Source organism: Bradyrhizobium sp. 154, from assembly GCF_023073875.1.
Lineage (GTDB): Bacteria > Pseudomonadota > Alphaproteobacteria > Rhizobiales > Xanthobacteraceae > Bradyrhizobium.
Genome location: NZ_JADPKG010000117.1, coordinates 64,102 through 80,682 on the forward strand (window position 1 = coordinate 64,102; position 16,581 = coordinate 80,682).

The window sequence follows — 16,581 nt, forward strand, 5'->3', positions numbered from 1 at the left end:
GGATTTGCGCGGACTGACTATCGGAAGCAGCGAGACGGCCGAAACGGTGGGCGCGCTGGCAACACCGGCCCTCCTGCTAGACAAGGACCGGCTCGACCGCAATCTCGCCCGTCTATCATCGCGTATGGAAGCGCGAGGCGTCGTGCTGCGTCCCCATATGAAAACGGCGAAATCCATCGACGTCGCGCGACGCGCTCATCGGTCGGGTCCTGGGCCAATCACCGTCTCCACCTTGGCGGAGGCAGAGTATTTCGCCCAGCACGGTTTCCGGGACATGACCTATGCCGTGGGCCTGGCGCCACACACCGCAGAGAGAGCAATGCGTCTGCGAAAAGCGGGCATCGATCTCAAGGTGCTGCTCGATTCCTCTGAACAGGCGAGGATGTTGGGTGCGGCGGGTCGTGTCGCCGGCGTGACCCCATCCGCCTTCATCGAGATCGACTGCGACGGTCACCGCGGTGGGCTGACCGCCACCGATCCCAAGCTCGGCATGGTCGCGGTCGCCCTGGCCGAGGCCGGGGTTAAACTTGCCGGCATTCTGACCCATGCGGGCGAGTCCTACAGCCTCTGCACGCCGGAGGCTCTTGAGGGCGCGGCCGAGAATGAAAGGGCCGTGGCTGTCGCCGCTGCGGCGGCGTTGCGGGCGGCCGGGCATCAATGCCCCATCGTGAGCGTCGGCTCGACGCCGACTGCCCATTTCGCGAAAGACCTGACCGGCGTCACGGAAGTGCGGGCGGGCGTCTACATGTTCTTCGATCTGGTGATGCACGGTGTTGGTGTCTGCACGACGGACGACATCGCGATCTCGGTGCTCGCTACCGTGATCGGTACGAAGCCGGAGAAGGGCTGGATCTTGGTCGACGCAGGCTGGATGGCGCTGTCGCGCGACCGCGGCACCGCGGCGCAGCGGGTCGACCAGGGATATGGTCTGGTCTGCGACGTGGCCGGCAAGGTCTATCCAGACCTGATCGTTTCGCAAGCAAGCCAGGAGCACGGGATCCTCGCCATCAGGCCCGGGTCGACGCACGCTTTGCCCAATCTTCCGATCGGTGCGAAGGTCAGGATCCTCCCCAATCACGCCTGTGCGACGGCGTCGCAACACGAGTTGTACAACGTCCTCTCCGCCGGCAGCGACGCGATTCACGCCCGATGGTCCCGGTTGCGCGGTTGGTAGGGCTGGCCGACCATTCCGGGCCACCTCGGCCTCCATTTGTTCCTGCCGCTGATCGGCGCCTCTTACCGGATCAAGGATCGCTTCCAATGACCTCGCCCCTTCGACACCTGACGGAAGCCGGCTGCCTCGGAAAATTCTACATCGACGGAGAATGGCGGAAGCCGATCGGATCAGTCGCGGCAGCAGCAACCGTCGTCAATCCGGCGACGGAGCAGCCGATCGCCGACGTCGTGCTCGGCGATGACGATGATGTGGACTGCGCCATCGCAGCCGCCAGGCGAGCCTTCGCCGGCTGGTCCATGACACCGCCTGCTGAGAGAGCGGCGTTGCTCGACCGGATGCACGCTTTGCTCCTTGAGCGGCTGGAGCTGTTCGCGCAGGCGCTTACCTGCGAGATGGGAGCTGCGATCACCTATGCGCGCCGCGCTCAGGTGCCGTTGGCCGCCGAACATATCCGCGTCGCCCGCGACAATCTCGCGAATTATCCGTTCATCGCCGCGCGCGGCAGCACCGCGATCATGCGTGAGCCAATCGGCGTCTGCGGCCTCATCACGCCATGGAACTGGCCACTTTATCAGATTACTGCGAAGGTGGGCCCGGCGATGGCGGCCGGTTGCACGGTGGTGTTGAAGCCGAGCGAATTATCGCCGCTGAGCGCTTTGCTATTCGCGGAATTGATGGACAATGCCGATTGTCCGCCCGGCGTCTTCAACCTCGTCAATGGGACAGGTCCGATCGTGGGAGCCGCTCTCGCGTCGCATCCGTTGGTCGACATGATCTCGATCACCGGCTCGACGCGAGCGGGCGTTCTCGTCGCGCAAGCGGCAGCATCCACCGTCAAGCGCGTTGCCCAGGAGCTCGGCGGAAAATCGCCGAACATCATCTTGCCGGACGCCAATCTCAGCCGTTCTGTTCCGCTTGGGGTCGCCGCCGCCTTCCGCAATCTCGGTCAATCCTGCAGCGCGCCGACGCGCATGCTCGTGTCTCGCTCACACATGGAAGAGGTCGAGATCCTTGCAGCGGCGGCCGCTTCTCAATTGGTAGTCGGCGACCCGCTTGCGGAAAACACGACTCATGGTCCGATTGCGAACCGTCCACAGTTTGAGCGAGTCCAGGCCATGATCGGTGTCGGCCTGGAAGAAGGCGCCAAGCTCGTCGTCGGCGGACCCGGGCGGCCCGGCGATCTTCAGATTGGCTTCTATGCGCGGCCGACCATCTTCTCGAACGTCCGTCCCGACATGAGGATCGCGCAGGAGGAGATATTCGGCCCGGTGCTGTCGATCATTCCCTACGACACCGTGGACGAGGCGATCGCGATCGCCAATGACACGGTCTATGGTCTCGGCGCCCACGTGCAGGGCACCGATATGGAGACGGTGCGAACCGTCGCCGGACAGATCCAGTCGGGTCAAGTCCATCTCAATTATCCTGACTGGGACCCCAATGCTCCCTTTGGCGGATACAAGCGTTCTGGCAACGGTCGCGAATACGGCATCGAGGGCATGGAGGAGTATCTTGAGACCAAGGCCATTCTCGGATTTTATCGATGAATGCTGGCAGTCATCAGAAGCCGCTTTCAAGCACCGGCATAGAAACACCCGTGATTGCAACAGTCGACCAGCTTTCTTGCGCGTCAGCGTCAACCGAAACCTATTTTCGCGCGGCCGTCGCAGTCCTGGCCATGCGGTCCGACTCCTCCGGACCGGACATGTCGGCGGCGCTGCTGAAGCGTCACTACGGAGTGACCGGCTCGATCGCGACGTTGTCCTCCGAGATCGAGCGCACCGTTGAAGTCGACACCCCGGACGGCCGCCGGTGCATCCTGAAGACGTCGACCAGACCGGAGGCTGTCGACAGCTTCTGCTTCCAGACGTCAGCCTTGGCAGGCTTGGAGGGGGCTGTGGGCTTCGTTGCACCCGCAGTGCTGCGAACGAGCAGCGGGGAATTGATGTTTGAGGAAGAAGGCATATGCGGGTTCCTGCAAACCCGGCTCGAGGGCATTCCGCTGCACCAGGTGATGCGCACTCCCGACCTGCTATTTCGGACTGGACGCGCCCTTGCTCTGCTTGATTTAGCGCTTGCGCAAGTCAAGGTGCCTGCAGCCCACCGGCCCGTTCTTTGGCACGTCGGGTGCTGGTCGCGCCTGATGGAACTAGAGCAGTACCTGCCAAGCGGGAGCATTGCCGATTGCGTTCGCGCCGCCATGGCCGAGTATCTGGAGTTTGTTGAGCCACAAATCTCGAATGTCGTCTGGCAGGTCACTCATAACGATCCCAGTCCGTTCAATATGATTGTGACTGGCCGAGGTCTGGGCTTCATCGATTTTGGTGACGGCTGCTGGAGCCCCAGGATACAGGATCTGGCGATCGCAGCAGGCCACCTCGTATCAGATCCGACTCTTCCTCTCGGTGGCGCCGAACATCTCATTGGTGGCTATGCCTCTGTCATTGCGCTTTCGCCGCTTGAAGCAAGACTCCTCGTCGGACTGATGCGGGCGCGACAAAGCGCATTGATATTGGTCAATTACTGGCGCGCCCACCTTTTTCCAGCCGACGCCCAGTACATCAAAAAGAACGTCGCGCGTGCCGAGCACGGCCTTTCTATCCTGGAGCCTATGGATGGCGCATCGGGCGAGGCGGTAGTCATGGCGGCAGTATCGTCGTGCTTGCCGTGATGCCGCTTAGGTTTGGTCGATCGACAGGCCGTAAAATTGCGAAGTGACCCCAGTATTCTTTCAGACAGGCAGCAGCACATGTCCACAGATCTCATGCCCAATCGCTACCGACCTGGCGAATCAAGCCTTCCCAGGCGCGAATCCGAGCTGATTGCTCGTCGTGACAAAGTTCTGGGCGCTTCTTACCGGCTCCAGTACCGCCGGCCCGTGCACTTCGTTCGCGGCGAAGGTATGTGGCTATACGATCCCGACGGGCGGGCCTATCTCGACTTCTACAATAACGTGCCGTGTCTCGGCCATTGCCACCCGGAAGTAAACGCGGCCATGGCGGAGCAGGCGGGCCGAATAAGCGCCAACACACGCTATCTCGAGCCGAAGCTTGTCGATTATGCCGAGCGGTTGGTCGATACTTTCCCAAACGAGCTCGACCGCGTGGTGTTTACCTGCACGGGGAGTGAATCCAACGATCTGGCGCTTCGCATTGCGCGGTGTGCCAGCGGCAATGAGGGCGTGATCGTTTCCACCTACGCCTATCACGGCACGAGTGCTGCGACGGCCGCGGTTTCGCCGAACCTGGGCGACTCAGTCAAGCTCAGCCCGTTCGTGCGGATGGTGTCCCTACCCGGACCAGCGGGCATACCGGAAGCCCAGGCTGCGGATTTTTTCGAGACACAGATTCGTTCAGCCATGATGGATCTCAGCCGTCGTGGCATCGGCGTTGCGGCCATGCTCTTCGACAGTATTTTTTCCAGCGACGGCGTATGGGTGGATCCTCCTGGATTCATCGCGAGCGGAGTCGCGGCGGTGCAGGAAGCGGGTGGTCTCGTCATTTCCGACGAAGTTCAACCGGGCTTCGGACGAACCGGCGCCTGTATGTGGGGCTTTGAGCGCCACGGGATCGTTCCGGATCTTGTTACCCTCGGCAAGCCGATGGGCAACGGATTCCCGATTGGCGCTGTCGTTGGTCGCAGAGCATGGATGGACCAATTTGGTGCCACCTCTCGCTATTCGAACACATTCGCTGGAAACACAGTCGGAATAGCAACGGCGAACGCAGTGTTAACGATCCTGCAGCGCGACCAAATCCCGCAGAAGGCGCTTTCGATGAGCGAGCGCCTCCGCGCCGGACTGGAGAAGCTTGCAAAGCAACGTCATGAGGTTCGTGCGATCAGAAACGCCGGTCTCTTCTTTGGCGTCGATATAGGGCCCGAAGGAACCCCGGCGCCAAGCTGTCGTGCGATGGCTTTGGACCTGGTCAATGCAATGCGGGATGACGGCGTGCTTATCAGCACGACCGGGACCAATGAAGATACACTTAAAGTGCGTCCTCCGCTCGTTTGCCAAGCCGAGCATATTGACCTGTTCCTGGCAGCCATGGAGCGCGCGCTCATCAATATCGCACGCTAGATCGCAGACCTCATCGGAGCGGCACCCGTTCCGGGGGCGAGCTGCGGCGCGGGCTACCAAACCCGATCACGCTTTAAACGAAATCTGCACCTGTCTTGGCAGCCACTACGCCGCCCTGCGCCGAACTGGGACTCGTTCGCGCTTGAGCAGCTTGTATCACTGAAGCGGTCAGAAACACGAACATCTTGCGAAGCCCTAGATGATTTCAGCACATTCTATCGGGCGCACCGTGCGAAGAAGGGCTGATCGGAACTGTGCTTCCGCGTTCTTGGCAGCCGAGGTTCGTTGGAACATGTCGCCCCACGTCGAGCGCATTCACAGCGATGAGCGTCTCCCGGCCGAGGCCGACGTGGTCATCGTCGGCGGCGGTATCCTCGGCTCTACGGCCGCCTATTACCTGGCGAAGCGCGGCCTCTCTGTGGCGCTGCTCGAGAAGGGCCACATCGCCTGTGAACAATCGAGCCGAAACTGGGGTTGGTGCCGTCAGCAGAACCGCGACCGGCGCGAACTGCCGCTCTCGGTGCTCTCCATGCGGCTGTGGGACGAACTCACGCGCGACATCAATCGGGACCTTGGATTTCGTCGCTGCGGTCTAGTCTACGCGACCCATGACGAGGCTGTGCTCGCGGGCTGGGAAAAGTGGCGCGAGGTCGCCAGGGAGTACGGCGTCGATACCCGTGTGCTGAGCCGGGCCGAGGTGGCCGAGCGCGTCCCCGAAGCGCGCGACAAATGGGTCGGCGGGACCTATTCGGAACGGGACGGCAAGGCCGAACCTGCGCTCGCCGCGCCGGCGATCGCTGAGGGGGCCAGAGTTCTGGGCGCCACGATCCACCAGGGATGTGCGGCGCGGGCGCTCGACTTGACCAATGGCAAGATTGCGGGCGTGCACACGGAGAAGGGCTACATCAGAACCAGCGCGGTGCTTTGCGCAGCCGGCGCCTGGTCCTCGCGCTTCCTTCGGCCGCTCGGGATCAGTTTGCCCCAAGCGAGCATTCGGCAGACCGCGCTGCGTTCCACCCCCACAATCAATATCGGCGAGGCGGTCTCGACACCCTACTGCACGATCACGCGCCGACTGGACGGCAGCTACACACTTGCGATCAGCGGCAAGGCGAACCTCGAAATCACGCCCCAGGCTATCCGGTATAGCCGGGAATTCATGCCGCAGTTCTTGCGTCGCCTGAAGAACGTCAGGCTCGGCGTCGGCCAATCGTTCGTTTCCGGGCCGGATTCACTTCCGGCGCTGCTGACCAACGACGATCGGATCTTCGAACGGAATCGCGTGCTGGATCCTCCGCCCTTGAAATGGCTGGTGAGCCAAGTGGTGGAGAGCGTCCGGAAAACCTTCCCCCAACTCGGCGAGATTAAGATCGACAGCGCCTGGGGCGGCTTCGTCGACTGCACGCCGGATGCAGTGCCCGTGGTGTCGCAGGTGGACGGCGTGAAGGGCCTTGTGCTCGCAGCGGGCTGCTCGGGCCACGGCTTCGGTCTGGGCCCCGGGCTCGGCTATCTGGCCGCAGAGCTTGTCGTCAACGACACGCCTTGCGTCGATCCCACACCATTCCGGCTGTCACGTCTGGTCGACGGCTCCAAGCTGGACATCGCCGCCATCTGAAGATCGAGCCGGAACTCAGGCCTGACGCGTACCCTGGCGTTTCCTCCCCAACTTGAGCCACTCCTTCGGAGTGGCTCTTTCTTTCTTTATGGACAAGACGATTTGGTTGATCGAGGCGGCCTCAGCCGAAGACCCACCGTTTGGGCCTGGACAAAAGCATCGCAGTTCGCCGGCCGACGGTTCATCAGGCAGACTTCCCGAACGGACCAACGATCGCGCCTGAGTTCATGATATCCGCTGGATCAAAGGCAGTCTTGATACGGCGCATCGCAGTGATGCGGCCGGCATCGCCGTACCGCTCCAGGAGATGCTTTTTGAACCGGCCGACGCCGTGCTCTGCGCTAAACGTGCCGCCGAGCGCGGCGGCCGTGTCGTAGAGTTGCAGCGACAGGCCGCTTTCGATCCGCCTGGTGAACTCCATGCGGTCGGCCTCCGGAGGAACGAGAACGTTGTAGTGCAGGTTGCCGTCGCCGACATGGCCGTACACGGACAGCTCAAGCTCGGCGTCGTACGATCGCACCTGCGAGCCTGCCAGATCCAGGAAGCGCTGAATGGACGAAAGCGGTACCGAGATGTCATGCTTGACCGATCCGTTCCGCCGCTTCTCGCCCTCCGGGATGGTCTCGCGGAGCCGCCACATCGCGGCCCGCTGCGATCCGCTCTGCGCCAGGAGCGCATCCTCGATCCATCCGGACTCGATCGCCTCAGCCAGAACGGCTTCCATCAGCTCGTCGAGGTCGAGATGGCGTGACGAAGAGGCGAACTCGACGAGGACGGCGCCTTCCGGGCCTGCTCGAAGGGTGGACGGATCGGTCATTGCTTCGGTCGCGAGCGCGATCGATCGGGCTGCCATGAACTCGAATGCGGTCAGCAGGTCCGCGGATTCACGACGGATCAGAGCGAGAAGATCGGCGAGCGGCGCGCCCCGCGCCAGTTTCAGCCAGGCCGTCGCGCGGCGGGTCGGCAAGGGCGCCAGACGCATCACTGCGCCCGTGACGATGCCGAGAGTCCCCTCGCTTCCGACGAAGCACTGTTTGACGTCGTAGCCGGTATTGTTCTTCCGCAGCTTGCGCATGTCGGAGACTACCGTGCCGTCCGACAGCACCGCCTCGATTCCGAGTAGCAGATCGCGCGTCATCCCGTAACGCACGACGGATAGCCCGCCGGCATTCGTCCCGATGTTGCCGCCGATCTGGCAACTGCCTTCCGCGCCGAGGCTGAGCGGCAACAGAAGTCCGGCGGCCGCCGCGGCGTCCTGTACGTTCTTCAGGATGGCGCCGGCGTCCACAGAGATGCTCATGGAGACCGGATCGATTTCGCGAATCCTGTCCATCCGCTCGAGGCTCACGATAATCTGGCGTCCAGAGGCGTCCGGCGTCGCGCCTCCGCAGTAGCTGGTGTTGCCGCCCTGCGGAACGATTCCGATACCGTGGTGGGCCGCCAGCCGCACGATGTCGGCGACTTGCTTCGTCGTCGTCGGCTTCAGCACGGCAAACGTCGAGCCCGTGGAGAGCTGGCGTTGATCCGTCGTGTAGGTAGCCATCCGCTCCGGGTCGTCAACGAAGCCTCCGTCGCCGACAAGATCGCGAAAGGCCCGAACGTGTACTGACTGGGACATGCTCAGCTCCCGATTGGCATCGGGTCATATTTGCGCGCTTGTGCCGCATTGGCTGCCGTTCGGGGGGCATTCGGAAGAAACCAATGCCGAATTGCTACGATTGTCGGCAGCTTGCGCCGCTGTCGAACACTTGATCGCGAAGCCTTTGGGACTTGAGAGGAGTGGTCGATGACTTCACAGGTAACCGCGCAAACTGTGGCTTCGGAGCGTGGGGTCGGAGGACGGACGTGGCGCACGGAGCTCGAGCCGATCGACGTCGGATGCGAAATGTGACGATGGGCCCTTGGTTAGATCGCAACCCGAACTGAATGTCGGCATCAGTGGTTGCGCCTCCGCGATTTGAACCTGCTTGGCTCTGCGTACGAACGGCGCCTATTGACGAACTATCGCGGGCTCAATTCGCCAGTTAGGCTGCCCTTCGATAGGAAAACAAGGCCTCCGAAATAGTGGGTTTAGCGATGTAGCGGACCCCCGCTTCCAATCGCGCGATCTTGTACGCCACACTACGATTTTCTTCGATTCCGCACTCTTGGTGCTGGACGCCTGAATCGCTCATTCAGATCGCACGGCCGCTGAAAGGCTTTCGACTCACTCCAGAGGTTCGGACCGGGCGCCCTCGTGTCGCGCTCATCCCGCGGCCTTCTTTCAACTGATGTTGACTGACACTCTCTTGCGACCGACTCGACGAGTCGCAGTGGGGTTCATTTCTGCGTCGCACGCTTGCCCGCCCTCGATGTCTTGCGGTTGTTCGACAGCCCGCTTGCGAAGCCCTGGGCCGCCACGATCAGCGCTTCGATCGCCCGCGATGGTCTACTCCTGGTCGGCTTCGCCACTCCTGCAACGCTCTTTCCAGCTCCCGTTCTCTCAGGGCGGAGTTCTTTGATTCATCTCGTTCGGCCTTGACTCGCCGCGGCACGAAATTCATAGTTACCATAATACGATTGAATTAATCGTAATGCGATTATCGCGTGCCGGTGCTGCCGCAGGGCGGCAACACCAGCCTGTGCGGCGGTGCCACGCCCTTCGAGCAGGGTGAGCGCCCCGTCATCGTCCTTCTGACTCGCATGCGGCGGATCCGCTCGCTCGATCCCGTCAACAACACGATGGTCGTCGACGCCGGCTGCGTACTCGCCTCAATCCAGGAAGCGGCGGCAGCGGCCGGGCGGCTCTATCCGGTCAGCCTCGGCGCCGAAGGGTCCTGCCAGATCGGCGGCAACATTGCCACCAATGCCGGCGGCACCGGCGTCTTGCGTTACGGCAACACCCGCGACAACGTGCTCGGTCTCGAGGTTGTGCTGCCGGACGGCTCGATCTGGGACGGGCTCTACGCGCTGCGCAAGAACAACACCGGCTACGATCTCAAGCATCTCTTCATCGGCTCCGAAGGTACGCTCGGCATCATCACCGGCGCGGTGCTGAAACTGAATCCGCTGCCGACAGCGGAATCGGTCGCCTGGCTCGCTGTTGACAATCCGCAAAAGGCGCTCGACGTGCTCGGGCTGTTCCAGGCCGCCTGCAATTCGCGCCTATCGGCGTTCGAACTGATGAACGCCAAGCAGGTCCGGTTGGTGATCGAGCAGGTGCCGGGGCGGCGATGCCCAGTCGCGGACATCGACACTTGGCACGTTCTGGTCGAGCTCTCCGACACCGGCGACATCGCAGCGTTGACCGCAACGATGCAGGGTCTGCTCGAGCAGGCGCTTGAAGCCGGCATGATCCGCGACGGCGTCGTGGCCTCGAGCGAGGCGCAGCGCAAGGCAATGTGGCTGGTGCGTCACAGCGTCTCGGAAGCCAACAAGAAGGCGGGTGTCGGGCTGACGTCGGACAGCGCCGTCCCGGTTTCGGCGGTCCCCGCCTTCATCGCGCAGGCAATGCGCGCGGTGAACGACATCGTTCCGGATCTGCCCTTCGTCATCGTCGGCCATGTGGGGGACGGCAACATCCATTTGATCCCGTTCTTCACTTTTGCCGAGTGGGACTCCATGCCGGATCGCGATGCGGTCGGCGAGCGCATTCGTCATGCCGTCAACGATGTCGCAGCCTCACTCCGCGGTACGTTCAGTGCCGAACATGGGATTGGCCGCACCTTGATGCAGCAGATGTCGCGCTACAAGCCGCCGGTCGAGCTCGCGCTGATGCGCGCCGTGAAGCAGGCCTTCGATCCCAAAGGCCTTTTCAATCCCGGCCAGGTTCTGCCGCCGCCGTCACCAAGTGCCTCGCCATCAATCGCGCCATCACAGAGGGGACTGAAGACATGAGCCATCTTCCGAAGATCATCACCTCCCGCCGTCGCCTGCTGCTCGGTGCCGGAGCCGGCGCAATGGCAGTTGCCGCACCGGCGGTCTGGTCGCCCACCCGCGCCGCGGGCAAGCGCATCGTGGTGCGCGACGACGGCGGTATCTACACCAAGGCATATGGCGCGGTGTTCTACCGTCCGTTCACCGAGGCGACGGGAATCGAGGTCGTCGGCGTCCAGGCCAATGCCGAGCCGGTCGCCCAGATCAAGACCATGGTCGAGACCAAGAATTATACCTGGGACATGACCAAGATCAGCTGGCCCGCGATCCTCCTGCTGACCACCGGCAACAAGCCCTATCTTGAAAAGCACGGCCTCGAGGCCGAGCCGGTCATCAAGTCGATCCCCGCGGAATTCATGTCGCCCTACGGCGTCGGTACCAACGTCTACACCACGGTCCTGGCCTATCGCACCGATGCCTTCAAGGGTCGCAAGGCGCCGCAGTCCTGGGCCGACTTCTGGAATGTCGCCGAATTCCCGGGCCGCCGCGCTGTGCGCAAGCACCCGTTCGACACCGTCGAAGAGGCGTTGATGGGGGCGGGCACGCCGACCGCGCAGGTCTATCCTTGCGACCTCGACAAAGCCTTCGCCTCGCTCGACAAGATCAAGTCACACGTTGCGGTGTGGTGGACCAGCGGCGCGCAGGTCGAGCAGATGCTGACCTCGGGCGAGATCGACCTGCTGCCGACCTGGGTGTCGCGTCCGCAGGCCGCGCAAGCAGCGGGCGCGCCGATCGAGATCGTCTGGAACCAGGGCATCTGGGGCGGCGACAACTGGTCGATCCTGGCCGGCACGCCAAATGCGGATGCCTGTCGCGAGTTCATCAAGTTCGCTTCCGACCCCAAGCGCCAGGCCGCGCTGACGGAATACTTCCCCGCCGGTCTCACCCAGCCGGAGGCCTTCCACTACGTCAAGCCGGAGATCGCCAAGAACTGCCCAACCTATCCCGACAACATCAAGGTCGGCCTGAAGATCGATGCGAAATACTGGCTCGACAACCAGGCGGCCGTGATCGAGCGCTTCAACAGCTGGGTCCTAAGCTGAGCCGCACTGCCGCGGATTGGAGCCGTCCATGGTCTCGTCGAGCCTGCGCATCTCGAAGCTGTCAAAGTGCTATGGGGACTTCGTCGCCTTGGCGCCGACCAGTCTCGACGTCGGCAAGGGGGAGTTCCTCACGCTGCTCGGGCCGTCGGGGTCGGGCAAGACCACGCTGCTCAGCCTGATCGCTGGCCTCGCCCATCCCGACGAGGGGCAGATCCTGGTCGACGACGCCGATGTGACGCATAGCCCGGCCTATGAGCGCGACATCGGCGTGGTGTTCCAGAACTACGCGCTGTTTCCGCATATGACCGTGGAGGACAACATCGCCTTTCCACTGAAGATGCGGAAGGTGAACGATGCCGAAGCGCGCAAGCGGACGATGGAGGCGCTGGAGACGGTGCGCCTGCCGCAGGTCGCAAAGCGCTATCCGCGCGAGCTTTCGGGCGGCCAGCAGCAGCGCATCGCGCTGGCGCGCTGCATCGTCTATCGGCCCGCGATCATCCTGATGGACGAGCCGCTGGGCGCGCTCGACAAGAAGCTGCGCGACCAGATGCAGCTCGAGATCAAGCGCATCCATCGCGAGCTCCGCACTACCATCGTCTACGTCACCCACGATCAGGAAGAGGCGATGACGATGTCGGATCGCATCTGCCTGATGAACGCCGGTGCGATCGAGCAGCTCGGCACGCCCGAGGATCTCTATTTCCGTCCGCGTTCGGTGTTCGTCGCGGACTTCCTCGGCGAATCCAATCTGCTCGGCGCCACGGTGCGCGGTGTCGATGCGGAGGGGCTCGACATCGTGCTGGCCCATCAACACGCCGGATCGCGCGCCGTCGGCAACGGATCGCGCTTTTCCGCCGGCGAGCCGATCAAGATCATGGTGCGGCCGCAGAACCTGCACGTCGAGGCCGCAGCAAACGGAGCCGGCGGACTGACCGGCAGGCTGGTCGACGTGATGATCAGCGGCAGCCTGACCCGGCTCTATATTGCGCCCGAAACGGCCGGCCTGCCGCAGCTCGTCGCGGCCTACCCGACCCGCTCGAGCTCGGTTCCTCACGAGATCGGGCAGCTCGTTTCGCTCGGCTGGAATCCGGCGGACGCGGTCGCGATCCGCGACGGCGGAGGGCATTGAACCATGGTGTCGGCCAAGACACGCGTGCTGCCGCAAGGCCAGATCTGGCGCTGGGTCGCGATGGGTGGCCCCCTTGCGCTGTTGCTCGCGTGCTTCCTGGTCTACCCCGTCGGCCAGTTGCTGCTGCTGAGCATTCATAACGACAACGGCTTCACGCTCGCGCAATATCGCCAGCTCTTCGCATCCTCGGTTTACGTCGACGTCCTCCTCATCACCCTGAAGATCTCGCTGATGACGACGCTGGTGTGCGTCATGACCGGCTATCCCATCGCCTATCTGATCTCGATCGTCGGCAAGGAGCGTAAGGCAAGGCTGCTGTTCTTCGTGCTGCTGTCGTTCTGGACGAGCTTTTTGGTGCGTGCCTTCGCCTGGGTGGTGCTGCTCGGGCGCAACGGCGTCATCAACAAGCTTCTCGCCTCGCTCGGCATGATCTCGACGCCGGCCGGCCTGCTCTACAATTTCGGCAGCGTCCTGGTCGGGATGGTGAATGCACTGCTGCCGCTCGCCGTACTGACGATGTTGTCGGTGATGGATAACATCGACCGCAACTTGCCGCGTGCGGCGGCAACGCTCGGGGCAAGGCCCGGCATGGCGTTCTGGAAGATCTATTTCCCGCTGTCGCTGCCCGGCGTCGCGGCCGCGGGCATCATGGTGTTCGTCACCGCCATCGGCTTCTTCATCGTGCCGGCGCTGCTCGGCGGTCGCCGCGAGACCATGATCACGCAGCTCATCATCGACCAGATCCAGCAGACCATGAACTGGGGCTTTGCCGGAGCCATCTCGGTGCTGCTCCTGCTCGTCGTGCTGATCGTCTTTGCCGCCTATGACCGGCTGCTCGGCCTGTCGACGATGACGGGAGCCGCCACCGCAAGGAAGGCCAAGCCGTCGCGCCTGAGCGGTCCGATCCAGAAGGCCGGCGATGCGCTGTTGACTATGCTAGGCTTGCTCTTCGACGGCATCATTGACCTGCTCTCCTCGCAGCGACGCAAGTCCAATCCGGACCAGCCGGGTCTCGGCTTGCAGGTCTTCGTCTGGCTCATGCTCCTGGTCATCAGCCTACCGACGCTCCTGATGATCCCGCTGTCCTTCGGCAGTGGTGGTCTCAACTGGCCGCCGCAGGGCTTCACGTTGCATTGGTATGAGACCGTGCTGACCTCGCCGGTCTGGGCGCAAGCGCTGCTGCGTTCGCTTATGGTCGGCGTTGGCACGGGGCTGCTTGCGATGCTGATCGGCACGCCCGCAGCCTTCCTGCTGGTGCGGAGCGAGATCCCCGCCAAGGCTGCCTGGCTCGCCTTCATCCTGTCGCCGATCGTCGTGCCGCGCATGATCATCGCGGTCGGACTGTTCTACGTGTTCGCGAGCATCGGTCTGGTTGGCAGCGCCCTCGGTCTGATCCTCGGGCATACGGTCGTCGCGGTGCCCTATGTGGTGATAACCATGGTGGCGGTGCTGCGCAATTACGACACGCGGCTTGACCTTGCGGCGCAGAGCCTCGGCGCGCGGCCGGTCGCGACGCTACGATACGTTACGTTTCCGATCCTCGGCGCCGGCATGATGTCGTCGTTCCTGTTTGCCTTTGCCACCTCGTTCGACGAGCTGACGATTGCGCTGTTTGCGACCGGCAGCCTCAACGCCACGCTGCCCAAGCAGTTCTGGGACGAGGTGACGCTTCAGGTCTCGCCCGTGATCGCTGCCGTCTCCACCTGCCTGTTCGTCTTCATGGGGCTCTTGATCTTCTTCGCGGAGCGCCTGCGCCGGCGCGCCGCAGCGACCTAGGCCTTCAACGCCATCAAAACTGAGGTTTCTCTTCCATGCTCACTGCATCTCGTCTCCGCGGCCTGTTCCCCGCGATTCCGACCCCGGTGAAGGCCGACGACACCATCGATGCCGCCGCGGTCTCGGCGTTGTTCGCCTGGCTGATCAAGCAAGGTATCGACGGCGTCGTGCCGCTGGGCGGCACTGGCGAATATGGCGCGCTGGCGCGCGCCGAGCGCATCAAGATGGCGGGGCTGTCGGTAAAAGCGATGGCGGGCAGGGGGCCGGTGATCGCGGGCGTGCTCGACACCGGCTTTCACGATGCCCTGCAGGCGGGGCGTGAATTCGCCACTGAGGGCGTGGACGGTTTGCTCGTCCTGACCCCATACTACACCAATCCGACTCAGGCCGGCATCCGCGACTACTTTCTACGCTATGCCGATGCCTCGCCGGTGCCCATCCTGATCTACGAGATCCCCTACCGAACCCGGATCGCGATCGAGCCCAAGGTCCTCCATGAGCTCTCAAGGCATCCCAACATCATTGGCATGAAGGCCTGCAATCTCGACATGTATCACTTCCTCCAGGTGGTTGCTGACGTTGACGATAGCTTTGCGGTGCTGAGCGGCGAAGACAGCCTGTTTCCGCTGCACCTCGCAGCCGGCGCGAAGGGCGGCATTATCGTCACGGCGTGCCTTCTGCCGCGCGCCTGGCGCCAGATCTATGAGACGGGGATTGCGGGCCGCACGGCGGAGGCACTGAGCCTGCATCGCCGGTTGGTCCCGCTCATGAACATGGCGTTCGCGGAGACCAATCCGGGGCCGATGAAGGCGGTCATGGACATGATCGGCATCGACGCGCCACGCATGCTGGCACCACTGCTGCAACCGGCGCCGGCGCTGGTGTCCGCCCTGCGCGCCGAGTTCGGCAAGCAGTTGGCGGTTTCCGAGAACGTTGGATGACGGAGGCACGGCAACATGGCGCGTAGTGGCCAGGGTGGTCCACGGAAAACCGGCAAAGCCAAAAGCCCGCCGAAAGCTCGTGCGGGGACGGGCTCTGAAAAAAGGGTGGCCAAGAGCACGACGCCGGCACGCTCGTCCCTGTTCGTTGGCTCGACCGAAAAGGCATTCCAGGTCCTGCACGCCTTCGATGGGCCGCGCCGCTTCATGACGCTCGCCGATATCGCCCGCGCGGCTAATCTCGATCGCAGTGCCACCCAACGCCTGGTCTATACGCTGGAATCGCTAGGCTACCTCAGGCGGATCGAAGGTACACGCAACTACGGTCTGACCGCGAAGGTGCTGCAGTTCTCGCACAGCTATCTCAAGGCCCACGAGCTCATCGACAAGGCCTCGCCGTATCTTCTGGATATGAGTCGAAATCTCGGCGAGACCTGCAACCTGCATGAGCTCGATGGCCATGAGGTGGTGTTCGTCGCTCGCTTTCCCGGCCGGCATCTCATTCATATCGACTTCGTGATCGGCAGCCGGCTGCCGGCCTACTTCACGGCGTCCGGTATCGCCATCCTGGCAGCCTTGCCAGAGAATGAGCGGCAGGACCTGCTGAAGCGGACACGGCTCGAGCCGCTCACGCCGTACACGATCACCGATCCCGACAAGTTGCGCGAGCAGGTGCACCTCGCGGCCGCCCGCGGCTATTCGATCCAGATCAACCAGAGCGTCATGGGGGATATTTCTGTCGCGGCGCCGGTCATCGACGAGCACGGACGAGCAGTTGCCGCGGTCAACATTTCCGTCCCTACGACGCGTTGGACCACCGAGCGTGTCGAGGCCGAGCTGGTGCAGCACGTGCACGTCGCCGCGACTTCGATCTCGAAATCCAAGTTCAAACGCCACGCGGCTTGAAGAT

12 protein-coding genes are annotated in these 16,581 nt (G+C 63.0%); 11 read left to right on the forward strand and 1 reads right to left on the reverse strand.

The window, feature by feature from the left end; genetic code table 11:
• Positions 1-4 precede the first annotated feature (4 nt).
• From IVA92_RS31320 to IVA92_RS31340, 5 genes are all read left to right on the forward strand, one after another.
• A complete protein-coding gene (locus IVA92_RS31320; RefSeq protein WP_247278885.1) occupies positions 5-1,174 on the forward strand; it encodes an alanine racemase in 1,170 nt (389 codons plus the stop codon).
• An 86-nt stretch (positions 1,175-1,260) separates the two neighbouring features.
• Entirely contained in the window at positions 1,261-2,724 is a 1,464-nt protein-coding gene (locus tag IVA92_RS31325; protein WP_247278835.1) for an aldehyde dehydrogenase family protein, read from the forward strand.
• Positions 2,721-3,848: a phosphotransferase gene (locus tag IVA92_RS31330; RefSeq protein WP_247278834.1), complete on the forward strand. Its 1,128-nt coding sequence runs from the start codon at positions 2,721-2,723 to the stop codon at positions 3,846-3,848. Before IVA92_RS31325 ends, IVA92_RS31330 begins: the two co-directional genes overlap by 4 nt.
• A 78-nt stretch (positions 3,849-3,926) precedes the next feature.
• Positions 3,927-5,255 carry an aspartate aminotransferase family protein gene (locus IVA92_RS31335; protein ID WP_247278833.1) on the forward strand — a complete coding sequence of 443 codons (1,329 nt, stop codon included), beginning with the start codon at positions 3,927-3,929 and terminating at the stop codon, positions 5,253-5,255.
• 292 nt (positions 5,256-5,547) lie between these two features.
• Positions 5,548-6,870: an FAD-binding oxidoreductase gene (locus IVA92_RS31340; RefSeq protein WP_247278832.1), complete on the forward strand. Its 1,323-nt coding sequence runs from the start codon at positions 5,548-5,550 to the stop codon at positions 6,868-6,870.
• A gap of 184 nt (positions 6,871-7,054) precedes the next feature.
• On the opposite strand, the gene IVA92_RS31345 is transcribed toward IVA92_RS31340, so the two are convergent.
• The gene (locus IVA92_RS31345; protein ID WP_249811987.1) at positions 7,055-8,488 is read right to left on the reverse strand and encodes an FAD-binding oxidoreductase; all 1,434 of its coding nucleotides are present in this window, start codon (positions 8,486-8,488) and stop codon (positions 7,055-7,057) included.
• Between the two features lie 968 nt (positions 8,489-9,456).
• On the opposite strand from IVA92_RS31345, the gene IVA92_RS36185 reads away from it, so the two are divergent.
• Genes IVA92_RS36185 through IVA92_RS31375 form a run of 6 tightly spaced genes read left to right on the forward strand, consistent with a single transcriptional unit; the run spans position 9,457 to position 16,577 of the window.
• Positions 9,457-10,746 carry an FAD-binding oxidoreductase gene (locus IVA92_RS36185; RefSeq protein WP_247278830.1) on the forward strand — a complete coding sequence of 430 codons (1,290 nt, stop codon included), beginning with the start codon at positions 9,457-9,459 and terminating at the stop codon, positions 10,744-10,746.
• Positions 10,743-11,828 (forward strand): ABC transporter substrate-binding protein, encoded by a 1,086-nt coding sequence (locus IVA92_RS31355; protein ID WP_247278829.1) that lies wholly within the window; start codon positions 10,743-10,745, stop codon positions 11,826-11,828. Before IVA92_RS36185 ends, IVA92_RS31355 begins: the two co-directional genes overlap by 4 nt.
• A 28-nt stretch (positions 11,829-11,856) precedes the next feature.
• On the forward strand, positions 11,857-12,957 hold the full coding sequence (locus tag IVA92_RS31360; RefSeq protein ID WP_247278828.1) for an ABC transporter ATP-binding protein: 1,101 nt from the start codon (positions 11,857-11,859) through the stop codon (positions 12,955-12,957).
• Between the two features lie 3 nt (positions 12,958-12,960).
• Entirely contained in the window at positions 12,961-14,733 is a 1,773-nt protein-coding gene (locus IVA92_RS31365; RefSeq protein WP_247278827.1) for an ABC transporter permease subunit, read from the forward strand.
• A 35-nt stretch (positions 14,734-14,768) separates the two neighbouring features.
• On the forward strand, positions 14,769-15,674 hold the full coding sequence (dapA, locus tag IVA92_RS31370; RefSeq protein WP_247278826.1) for a 4-hydroxy-tetrahydrodipicolinate synthase: 906 nt from the start codon (positions 14,769-14,771) through the stop codon (positions 15,672-15,674).
• A 15-nt stretch (positions 15,675-15,689) separates the two neighbouring features.
• Positions 15,690-16,577 carry an IclR family transcriptional regulator gene (locus IVA92_RS31375; protein WP_249816805.1) on the forward strand — a complete coding sequence of 296 codons (888 nt, stop codon included), beginning with the start codon at positions 15,690-15,692 and terminating at the stop codon, positions 16,575-16,577.
• Positions 16,578-16,581 lie beyond the last annotated feature (4 nt).